The following is a 10,476-nucleotide window of genomic DNA, read 5'->3' as shown; positions in this document are numbered from 1 at the left end:
GTGCTGGTGGCGGTGACCCAGGACCCCGCCGCGGCGCGGGCGGCGGTGGCCGACCGGTTCGGGCTGGCGGGGCGGGTGCCGGAGTACCGGGCCGTGCTCGATCGGGAGGGTGCGGCGGGTCCGGGGGACGTCGCCGTGGTCGGCGACCCCGCCGAGGTGGCCCGCCAGCTCGCCCGCTACGCCGAGGCCGGAGTCACCGAGCTGTTCGTCTCGCCGATCGGCGACGCCGCCGCGCAACAGTGCACCGTCGCCGCACTCGCGGAGATGGCCGCTGCGCTCCCCGCCGACCCGGCACCGGCGTCACCGCCGCTCCCGCCGCCGGGTGCGGGCAGCGGGCCGGTCACGAAAGGCGTCTGATCTATGGCTCTCCGCTTCCCGATCTTCTACGGTTGGTAGAAGTCTAGGCAGTGGAAGTCGAGGCGGAGGAACCTGCGATGACGGATGACGTGGTGCTGGATGTGCTGGTGGTCGGCTACGGGCCGGTCGGCGCGGTGCTGGCGGCGATGCTCGGCCGGCGCGGCCTGTCGGTCGGCGTCGTCGAACCGCAGAAGGAACCCTTCCCGCTGCCCCGGGCGGTGGGCCTCGACGAGGAGACGCTGCGGCTGCTGGTCGGGCTGCCGGGCCTGGCCGGCTTCCTCGACCGGGTGCACGCCAGCGGCCGCAGCGCCATCCTCGGGCCGAACCGGCGCGTGCTCATCGAGCTCGGCCTCGGGACGAGCGAGCTCGGCACCCCGGTCGCGGCGTTCTTCCACCAACCGTCGTTCGAGCGTGACCTGCGCGCCGGCATCGCCACCCTGCCCGGCGTCACCGTGCACCTCGGCCGGTCGGTGACGGCGCTGCACCAGGACGGCGAGCCGGCGGCCGCAGACGGCACGCGCGGCCTGGGCGGCCCGGTCATCGCGGACCTGGACGACGGCAGCCGGCTGCGGGCCCGCTGGGTGGTCGGCTGCGACGGCACCTCGAGCCCGGTGCGGGCCATGCTCGGCGTCGACTACGCCGGGTCGACCTTCACCCAGCCCTGGCTGGTCGTGGACGTCGAGGTGCCGAGGCCGCTGGCGCATCTGCCGTACTTTTCGTTCGTCTGCGACCCGCGGTTACCATGCCGATGCCCGGCGGCCACCGCTGGGAGTGGATGCTGCTGCCCGGGGAGGACCCGGCCCGGATGGCGCAGGCCGACGGCGTCCGCGCGCTGCTGGGCGACTGGGTGGACCCGGACTCGGTGCGGGTCGTACGCACCGCCGTCTACTCGTTCCACGCCCGCGCGGCGGCGCGTTGGCGGGTCGGCCGGATCCTGCTCGCCGGGGGACGCGGCGCACAGCATGCCGCCGTTCGCCGGCCAGGGACTCGGCGCCGGGCTGCGCGACGTCGCCGCGCTGTCCTGGCGGCTCGCCGAGGTCGTCGGCGGGCTCGCCGGCGACGACCTGCTCGACGACTATGAGCGCGAACGCCGCCCGCACGTCGAGGCGATGACGTCTGCGGCGCTGCGGGTCGGCGGGGTCGTGCAGACGACGAACCCGCGGCTGTCCCGACTCACCCGGTCCGTACTGGTCACCCTCGACCATGCCCCGGCCTGCGCCGCGCGCTGCGGGGCGGCGCGGCCCGGCCGAGGCCCCGGCTGCCCCGCGGCGTCGCCGGCCCTCGTCCCGCCTGCCGGGCAGTTCCTGCCCAATCCGCGGCTGCGCACCCTGGACGGCCGCATCATCCGCCTCGACGACCTGCTCACCGACGCCTGGACGCTGATCGGCCACGGAATCGACCCGACCGCCGACATGGACCCCGCGGCACGGGACTGGGCCGCCACCGCGCTCACCGTCGTCGCCCCCGGCGGTCTGCGGGCCGTCGGCGACGTTTCCTGCCCGGCGGTCGAGGACCTCGACGGCACGCTGCTGCGCGTACTGCGTACCCACCGGCCGCTCCCGATCGCACTCGTCCGCCCCGACCGCTACCTTGCCGGCCTCGTCGCCGCCCCGCTACGGGCAACCGACCTGCCCGACTCCGCCGGCCGCTCCCGGCCCTGAGGCGATCCGGTGTTCCGCGGAACCGCATCCTGGCGCCGTGGTCCGGTTCCGGTGTTCCGCGGAACCGCGCCGTGCCTCCGCCCTCAGCCTCGGTGATCGTGCTGTTCCGCGGAACCGGGCTCGGACGTCGCGCTGAGTCAGCGTTGTGATCTCTCTGGGTTCGCTATCGATCCGTCCGGAGTGAACCCGAAGCGGCGAATGCGGTTAGCTTCGAGCGTCCTGCCCAGCCGTGCCAGCAAGTCGGGCAGTCGCTCCGCGGCATGGGGGTAGCCGGCATGAGCCAGGCGGTTCAGTTCTTCAAGGTCACCACGTTCGGCAAGAAGGTCCGCAAGTCGTTGGGCTGCTCGGGAATCGCCGTCGTCCGCCCAGTGGTGCAGGTCGTCGAGGCCCGCGCGATCGACGTGTCGTTGGTTGAGGTGGAGAGAGGCATCCCCGTCGCCCAGCATAGTCGCGACCTCGTGGAGGGTTTCGTCGTCATATCTCGCATAATTGTCCTGGACGATGCACTGGTGCAGATACATCGCGACAAGGGTCTTCCCGAGGGCCGTTCGGGAATCGAGGTTGGCGGAGTCGTCGTGGAGTCTGTCGGTTATGCGAAATGAAACGTAGCCGGTGTACCCGGCCTGGCTAGATTGCGGGTCGTCGCCTCGATCGAGGTCGGGGTACTCGCCCACCTCCCGGTCGACGTCAACATAGCGGCGGAAGCCGTCGAGGTCGCCGCGTTCAACCAGCATGTAGGCGAACCTCCGGGCGGCGTCGGCATCGCCGCTCTCGGCGTGCTGGCGCAGCTCCTCGAAATGTCCACCCTCGACCAGCGCGTCTAAAGCGAGACGATTTCTTTTGTTGGTCGCGAAGACGTCGCCGTCCTCGGCTCTGCGACACAGCTCGTCGAACCCGTCGTGGTCGCCGAGGATCTCGGCAAGCAGGTACGCGGCCTCGATGTCGCCGGCGGCTGCGGCCGTCCGATAGAGCGGGACGGCGACGCCGTACAGCATCCGGGCTGCGGCACTGTCGGCGAGCCGCCGGCAGTCGGCAACGCAGGTCACCTGCGCGACGAGGGCGGCCCAGGCGCTGGCCGGGACCCGGCTGCGGCGTCGGGCCGCGCTGACGTACTGGTACAGGTAATCGGCGACCTGGAAACCGGTGACCCTACCTATTCCTGCGGCGACGGGGAACAAAGCGCTTGCCGCGCCATGCAACTTGTGCGTGGCGTAGGCAAGCGCCTGTTCGAACCAGTCGCCGGGCGCCTCGGCCTGCTGTCTCGGCGTGCAGTAATCGACCGCCGCGTCACGCAGGAGATCGACGGGCAGCGGGGCAAAAAAACCAAGACGTGTCGCGTCGATCGCGGCGGCGAGTACCGCCCACGCGTACGGAGCACCGGCCTTGGCGTCGGACCAGCGGGAGACCAACAGCGGGGCGGCGGCCAACGTCTGCGTCAATCCGTAGCCTTCAGTGGCCATCGCCGCTTCCAGCTGGCGATCGGCCGCGGCCGCCTGCGCCGCCCGTGCCTGTTCGGCCGGGCTGAATTCGTCGGCGATCCGAATGACCTCAGCCAGCGTGAGGACGTCACGTTCCCGCAGGTGCGGATCCTGCGCGCCCGGCTCCGGCGGGACGATGCGGGGGGCGTACCAGCCGGGCCAGGCCGTTGCGACCACGACGACCGGTTCTGGCGCGTCGAGCAGCGAGATCATCGTCTGTCTGGTCAACCCGTCGTGGCCATCGAGGTAAAGTTGCAGCTCGTCGAGCCACAGCACCAGACGTCCAGGTGCATTTTCCGCCAGCGTGGCTACCTCGCCCGGTCCGACGGGGCGAATCAGTCGCCAGTCAGGGAAGATCGCCCTGACTGCTTCCACCGCCGAACGAGTCTTCCCGACCGACGAGGCCCCGAGGAGAAGTACAAAACCGCCCCGAGCGGCCGCCTTCCGTAACCGGGGCCGCAGGCCGCCCTCGGCTTCGTCCACGTCGCGGACCACATAGGTGGGCAGCGCCTCGCTGGGGACGCCAGGCACGTTGACAGCCGGATGGACTCCCAGACGGCGAGCATCGGCGTCCCGTACGAGCGCATTACCAGGAAAACCTGGTTCGATTCGGGCAGCGCGCCGGCCAGGGAAACCCGGGCTGACGGCAGGTTTGCGCCGCCGGCCACGGACGGCGGTCAGTAGCCGGTCACGGGCGGGCGCGGCGTGGAGCCCGAACAGGTCCAGGCAGGAGACCTGCTTCAACAGCCCGGGGAGCTCGCAGTCCTCGACGCGGACGACGAGGAGACGTCGCTGTTCTCCGGACGGGTCGGTGGCGAGCATGGCCTGCCACTCGGCTGACACGGCGGCGGAACGGATGTAGTCCGTCGACACCACTGCGATCGTCCGCGCCGCCACAAGCGCTCGCTGCGTTTCCCCGACGATGTGGGACCCGACAGTGAAGTCCCACTCCCGGATCCGCACACGGTGGCCAGCATCCTCCACCTGCCACGCGGCCCACTCCGCCCAGGCGCGGTCCGCCTCCACGTAGGAGATGTAGAAGTCGGCACCCTCGTCGACCGGTTGCCCGCCGCCGAGGGCGTCCGCAATCACACAAACAGACTGCCAGAGCGAGGCGGTCGGCGTCATCGAGACGCGGCGTCACGCGTCGTGTGCTCAGGCGCGGGGACTTTGACTTGGAGTGCGCTCCAGGTCCTAGCGTGGAGCGATGGCCACGCTCGAAGCACCCGCGACGACGTCCAGCCCGACGATCCCGCCTCGCCAGACCTCACCTCGCCAGTCATCACCTCGCCAGTCATCGCCTCGCCAGACCTCGTCCCGGCAGGCCCCGCTACGCCAGGTTCCGCCGCGAGCGGAGCCGGTGGGCGTCGTGGAGTTGGGTGATCCGGTCCTTGCCGCCTGCGGGGAGCCTGCGTTCGACCCGCTGGTGGGCGAGGACTGTGCCGGCACCCTGACGATCGCCGAGGCCGCCGCGGCCACCGGCGTCAGCACCCACACGCTGCGCTACTACGAACGCGTCGGCCTGATGCGGGATCCGGTCGCCCGGGCCACCTCCCAGCACCGGCGCTACTCCGCCGACGACATCCGCTGGGTGACGTTCCTGACCCGGTTGCGGATGACCGGCATGCCGATCCGGGAGATGGCCCGCTACGCCCGGCTGGCCAGCGCGGGCGAGGGCAACGAGGCCGATCGCCTGGCGCTGCTCACCGAGCATCGACGCCGGGTGCTGGAACGCCTCGACGAGGTCCAGCGCAATCTCGCCGCCATCGACAAGAAGATCGCCGTCTACCAGGAGAGGATCGACCGCTGATGCGCAGGGTCGCGTTGGGCAGCCAGGGACTGGACGTCTCCGTCCAGGGGCTGGGCTGCATGGGCATGTCCGAGTTCTACGGCGCCGGAGACGACGCCGAGTCCGTCGCCACGATCCACCGGGCGCTCGACCTCGGCGTCACGCTGCTGGACACCGCCGACATGTACGGTCCGCACCGCAACGAGGAGCTCGTCGGTCGGGCGATCGCCGACCGGCGCGACCAGGTCGTGCTCGCGACCAAGTTCGGCATCGTCCGCGACCCGGCCGACCCCACCGTCCGGGGCATCAACGGTCGGCCGGAGTACGTCCGCTCGGCCTGCGACGCGTCGCTGCGCCGGCTGGGCGTCGACCACATCGACCTGTACTACCAGCACCGGGTCGATCCGACGGTCCCGATCGAGGAGACCGTCGGCGCGATGGCCGGGCTCGTCGCCGCCGGGAAGGTGCGCTATCTCGGCCTGTCCGAGGCGGCGCCGGCCACCATCCGCCGGGCCCACGCCGTAGCGCCGATCACCGCCGTACAGACCGAGTACTCGATCTGGTCCCGGGAACCGGAGGTGGAGATCCTGGCGACCCTGCGCGAGCTCGGGATCGGCTTCATCTCCTACAGCCCGCTGGGTCGGGGCTTCCTCACCGGCGTCTTCCGCTCGGCGGCGGACTTCGCCGCCGACGACTTCCGCCGGAACCTGCCGCGGATGAGCGGCGAGAACCTGGCGGCGAACCTCGCCGTGGTCGCCGAGATCGACGAACTCGCCGCCGAGAAGGGCGTCACGCCCGCGCAGCTCGCGCTGGCCTGGGTGCACCATCAGGGTGACGACGTCGTGCCGATCCCGGGCACGAAACGACGCCACTACCTTGAGGACAACATCGCCGCGGCGGAGATCGCCCTCACCCCGGCCGAGGCGCAGCGCCTCGGTGCCGCCGGGTCCGTGGTCGCGGGCACCCGCTACCCCGACATGTCGGGGGTCAACGGGTAACCAGCGTGCCGGGGGACGGCCGGGCCGGCGCGGTGCTGGCGGTCGTCCCCGCCGGTGCTGAGGTGCCTGCTGATGCCGCTGATGCCGCTGATGCCGTCGGGGCCAGGGCCAGGGGTGAGGGTGAGGCCGTGCAGACGCGATAGCCGATGCCGCGCACGGTGAGGATGTGGGTCGGGGCGGACGGGTCCACCTCCACCTTGCGGCGCAGCCGGCGGACGTGGACGTCGAGCATCCGCGCCCCGCCGAAGTAGTCGTAGCCCCAGATCCGTTCCAGGAGCTGCTTGCGGGTGACGGCCCGGCCGCCGGCCACGGCCAGCTCGCACAGCAGCCGGAACTCGGTGCGGGTCAGGTGCTGGACTTCGCCGCGCCGGATGACGACCCCCTCGGACGGGCGGATCTGCAGGTCGCCGACGCTCAGCGCGCTCGTCGTCGCCTGCTGCGGATGGACTCGGCGCAGCAGGGCCCGCAGCCGCGCCAGCACCTCCGGGGTGACCGGGGGAGCGGTGACGTAGTCGTCGGCACCGGCCTCCAGGGACGCGATGACGCCGGTGGGGTCGAGCCGGTCGGCGACGACGACGAGGGGGACGTCGCCGGCGGCGCGCAGCCGGCGGCAGAACTCCAGCCCGTCCATCGGCATGGCCTGATCCAGGCCGCCAGGATCGTCTGGACAGTCCGCCTCGGATGGATCACCGCCAGGCTGGCCGAACACCAGCTCGTCCAGCCACAGCACCTCGGTGGCCAGCGGGAGGCAGGTCAGCACGAGATGCGCGCCGCGCGCGGCCAGCAGGGCGAGAGCCTGCTCGCCGGTTGCGGCCGTGTCGACGCCGTAGCCCTCGCCGAGCAGGGCGGGCACCAGGTTGCGCCGCAGGGCGGCCTCGTTGCCCACGAGCAGAAGTGTCGTCCGCACCTTGGCTATTTTCCCGGATCTGGCCTGCTTGTCCCCTCCGGGGCCCGTCCGGACCAGGACCCGCCGGCCCCGTCCGGGCCGGGAAACCAGGGCTGACAAGGCCCTTGACGGCTCCCGACATGCCATTCGGCACATCCGACCGGTGGCCGAACGGCCCCGGACGGGGGTACCGCAGGTCCGCCCGACGCGGGCAGCTCGGCCCGGCCCGATCGGGTCAGGACGGCCCGGCGTCCGCGGGGCCGTCCTCCAGGTCGCCTTCGGTGCGAAGGTAGAGCTCCTGCAGCGCGTCGAGGGTGGCGGCCTCGGGATGCTGCCACAGGCCCCGGGCGGCGGCCTCCAGCAGCCGTTCGGTGATGCCGTGCAGCGCCCAGGGGTTGGACTCGGTGAAGAACTTCTGGCTGTCGGCGTCGAGGGCGTAGGTCTCGGCGAGCCGCTCGTACATCCAGTCGGCGACCACGCCGGCGGTGGCGTCGTAGCCGAACAGGTAGTCGACGGTGGCGGCCATCTCGAACGCGCCCTTGTAGCCGTGGCGGCGCATCGCCGCCAGCCAGCGGGGGTTCACCACCCGGGCGCGGAAGACCCGGGAGGTCTCCTCGGTCAGCGTCCGGGTGCGCACGGCATCGGGCCGGGTGCTGTCGCCGATGTAGGCGGCGGGGGCCCGGCCGGTCAGGGCCCGCACCGTCGCGACCATCCCGCCGTGGTACTGGAAGTAGTCGTCGGAGTCGGCGATGTCGTGCTCGCGGGTGTCGACGTTCTTCGCGGCCACCGCGATGCGCCGGTAGGCGGCCTCCATGTCCGCGCGGGCGGGTGCGCCGTCGACGCCGCGCCCGTAGGCGTAGCCACCCCAGGTGGCGTAGACCTCGGCGAGGTCGGCGTCGTCGCGCCAGTTGCGGCTGTCGATCAGTGGCAGCAGTCCGGCGCCGTACGCCCCGGGCTTCGACCCGAAGATGCGCAGCGTCGCCCGCCGCTCGTCGCCGTGGGCCGCCAGGTCGGCCTGGGCGTGGGCGCGGACGTGGTTGTCGGCGTCGGGTTCGTCGAGACCGGCGGCCATCCGCACCGCGTCGTCGAGCATCGCAACCACGTGCGGGAAGGCGTCGCGGAAGAAGCCGCTGATCCGCACGGTCACGTCGATGCGGGGGCGGCCGAGCTCGGCCAGGCCGATCGGTTCCAGTCCGCTGACCCGGCGGGACGCGTCGTCCCAGACGGGCCGGATGCCGAGCAGGGCGAGCACCTCGGCGACGTCGTCACCGGACGTGCGCATCGCGCTGGTGCCCCAGACGGACAACCCGACCGACTGCGGCCAGTCGCCGGTGTCGGCCCGGTAGCGCTCCAGCAGTGACGTCGCCATCGCCTGGCCGGTCTCCCACGCCAACCGGCTGGGGACCGCCTTCGGGTCGACGGAGTAGAAGTTGCGGCCGGTGGGCAGCACGTTGACCAGGCCACGCAGCGGGGAGCCGCTGGGGCCGGCCGGGACGTAGCCGCCGTCGAGGGCGTGCAGGATGCTCGTGATCTCGTCGGTGGTCCGCGCGAGCCGCGGCACGATTTCCGTGGCGGCGAAGCGCAGCACCGCCCCGACCGCCTCCCGCCGCGCATCCGCGGGCGGTTCCGGCTCCTCCCCGGGGCTGGCCGGTGCCGCGGGCAGGTCGGCGTCGAGGACGGCGTCGACGGCGGGTTCGAGGACGGCGTCGAGGGCGGCGGGGACGGCGGCGGGCTCCCAGCCGCGGTCCTCCATCGCGGTGACCAGGGCGAGGGCGGTCCGTTCGGCGGCGTCGACGTCGGCGCGGGCGGCCGTGTCGTCCTCGGTCAGGCCGAGGGCCTCGCGCAGCCCCGGCAGCGTCCGCTGGCCGCCCCACATCTGGCGGGCCCGCAGCATGGCGAGCACCAGGTTGATCCGCGCCTCGCCGGCCGGGGCGACGCCGAGCACGTGTAGGCCGTCGCGGATCTGCGCATCCTTGACCTCGCACAGCCAGCCGTCGACGTGCAGCAGGAAGTCGTCGAACTCGACGTCGTGGGGCCGGTCGGCCAGGCCCAGGTCGTGGTCCAGGCGGGCGGCCTGGATGAGGGTCCAGATCTGGGCGCGGATCGCCGGCAGCTTCGCCGGGTCCATCGCCGCGATCGAGGCGTGCTCGTCGAGGAGCTGCTCCAGGCGGGCCAGGTCGCCGTAGCTTTCCGCCCGGGCCATCGGCGGGACGAGATGGTCGACCAGGGTCGCGTGTGCCCGGCGCTTGGCCTGCGTGCCCTCGCCGGGGTCGTTGACGAGGAACGGGTAGATCAGGGGCAGGTTGCCGAGGGCCGCGTCCGTCGGGCAGGACGCGCTCATCCCCACCGTCTTGCCGGGCAGCCACTCCAGCGTCCCGTGCTTGCCGAGATGGACGACGGCGTGCGCGCCGAACCCCCCGGCCGCGGCCGGGGCGGCGAGCCAGCGGTAGGCGGCGAGGTAGTGGTGGCTCGGCGCCAGGTCCGGGTCGTGGTAGATCGCCACCGGATTCTCCCCGAAGCCGCGCGGCGGCTGGACCAGCAGCACGACGTTGCCGGCCACCAGCGCGGCGAGGACGATCTCGCCATCCGGGTCGCGGGTGCGGTCGACGTACAGCTCGCCCGGCGGCGGGCCCCAGTGCCGCTCGACGCTGGCCCGCAGGTCGGCGGGCAGCGTTGCGTACCAGGCCCGGTAGGCGGCGGCGGAGATCCGCACCGGGTTGCCGGCGAGCTGCGCCGCGGTGAGCCACGCCGGGTCCTGCCCGCCCGCCGCGATGATCGCGTGGATGAGGGCGTCGCCGTCCTGCGCGGCGACCCCCGGCAGGGCGTCCGGGCCGTCGGCGGGACCGATGTCGTAGCCGGCGACACGCATCTCCCGCAGCAGCCGCACGGTGCTCGCCGGAGTGTCGAGACCCACGGCGTTGCCGATCCGGGAGTGCTTCGTCGGGTACGCCGACAGCATCAGCGCGACCCGACGCCCGGCCGGGGCGACGTGGCGCAACCGGCCGTGCGCGACGGCGATGCCGGCGACCCGGTCGGCCCGCTCGGGGTCGGCGACGTAGCTGGTCAGCCCGTCGGGATCGACCTCCTTGAAGGAGAACGGCACGGTGATCAGCCGGCCGTCGAACTCGGGAATCGCGACCTGGGTGGCGGCATCCAACGGCGACAGCCCGTCGTCGGAGTCCGCCCACGCCGCCCGGCCGCCGGTCAGGCACAGCCCCTGCAGGATCGGAATGTCCAGCGCCGCCAGCGCCCCGACGTCCCAGGCCTCGTCGTCGCCGCCGGCGGCGGCCCGCCGACCGGCGGCGGC

The 10,476-nt window shown here is 72.6% G+C and carries 5 protein-coding genes and 3 pseudogenes; 5 read left to right on the top strand and 3 right to left on the bottom strand.

The genetic code is table 11. The annotated features are described in order from the left end of the window. The 3 pseudogenes from ND748_RS16880 to ND748_RS35060 all read left to right on the top strand — a co-directional run. Nucleotides 1-357, top strand: a pseudogene (locus tag ND748_RS16880) (hypothetical protein); the annotation flags it as partial. A 77-nt stretch (nucleotides 358-434) separates the two neighbouring features. After that, a pseudogene (locus ND748_RS35065) lies at nucleotides 435-1,040 on the top strand (FAD-dependent monooxygenase); the annotation flags it as partial. A gap of 261 nt (nucleotides 1,041-1,301) precedes the next feature. Further along, nucleotides 1,302-2,018 (top strand): annotated as a pseudogene (locus tag ND748_RS35060) (FAD-dependent monooxygenase); the annotation flags it as partial. A gap of 137 nt (nucleotides 2,019-2,155) precedes the next feature. Here ND748_RS35060 and ND748_RS16870 read toward each other — a convergent pair. Next, nucleotides 2,156-4,624 (bottom strand): toll/interleukin-1 receptor domain-containing protein, encoded by a 2,469-nt coding sequence (locus ND748_RS16870; RefSeq protein ID WP_251746757.1) that lies wholly within the window; start codon nucleotides 4,622-4,624, stop codon nucleotides 2,156-2,158. 295 nt (nucleotides 4,625-4,919) lie between these two features. Here ND748_RS16870 and ND748_RS16865 point away from each other — a divergent pair, with 295 nt between their 5' ends. Beyond that, complete coding sequence (locus tag ND748_RS16865; protein WP_374215949.1) at nucleotides 4,920-5,306, top strand: MerR family transcriptional regulator; 387 nt, start codon at nucleotides 4,920-4,922, stop codon at nucleotides 5,304-5,306. After that, nucleotides 5,306-6,283 carry an aldo/keto reductase gene (locus tag ND748_RS16860; protein ID WP_251746755.1) on the top strand — a complete coding sequence of 326 codons (978 nt, stop codon included), beginning with the start codon at nucleotides 5,306-5,308 and terminating at the stop codon, nucleotides 6,281-6,283. The genes ND748_RS16865 and ND748_RS16860 overlap by 1 nt, the downstream gene beginning before the upstream one ends. Here ND748_RS16860 and ND748_RS16855 read toward each other — a convergent pair. Together ND748_RS16855 and cobN are read right to left on the bottom strand one after the other, a co-directional pair. Further along, nucleotides 6,273-7,190, bottom strand: coding sequence for a response regulator transcription factor (locus ND748_RS16855; RefSeq protein ID WP_251746754.1), 918 nt, complete (start codon nucleotides 7,188-7,190; stop codon nucleotides 6,273-6,275). The two genes, ND748_RS16860 and ND748_RS16855, sit on opposite strands and share 11 nt — an antisense overlap. Nucleotides 7,191-7,404: 214 nt before the next feature. Continuing rightward, nucleotides 7,405-10,476 (bottom strand): cobaltochelatase subunit CobN (cobN, locus tag ND748_RS16850; RefSeq protein WP_251746753.1); only part of this gene is annotated, 3,072 nt, incomplete at its 5' end.

The organism is Frankia sp. AiPs1 (genome assembly GCF_023716945.1).
Classification (GTDB): Bacteria; Actinomycetota; Actinomycetes; order Frankiales; family Frankiaceae; genus Frankia.
Note: the sequence above shows the minus strand (reverse complement) of the source record. Positions and strands in the feature narration are given on the sequence as shown.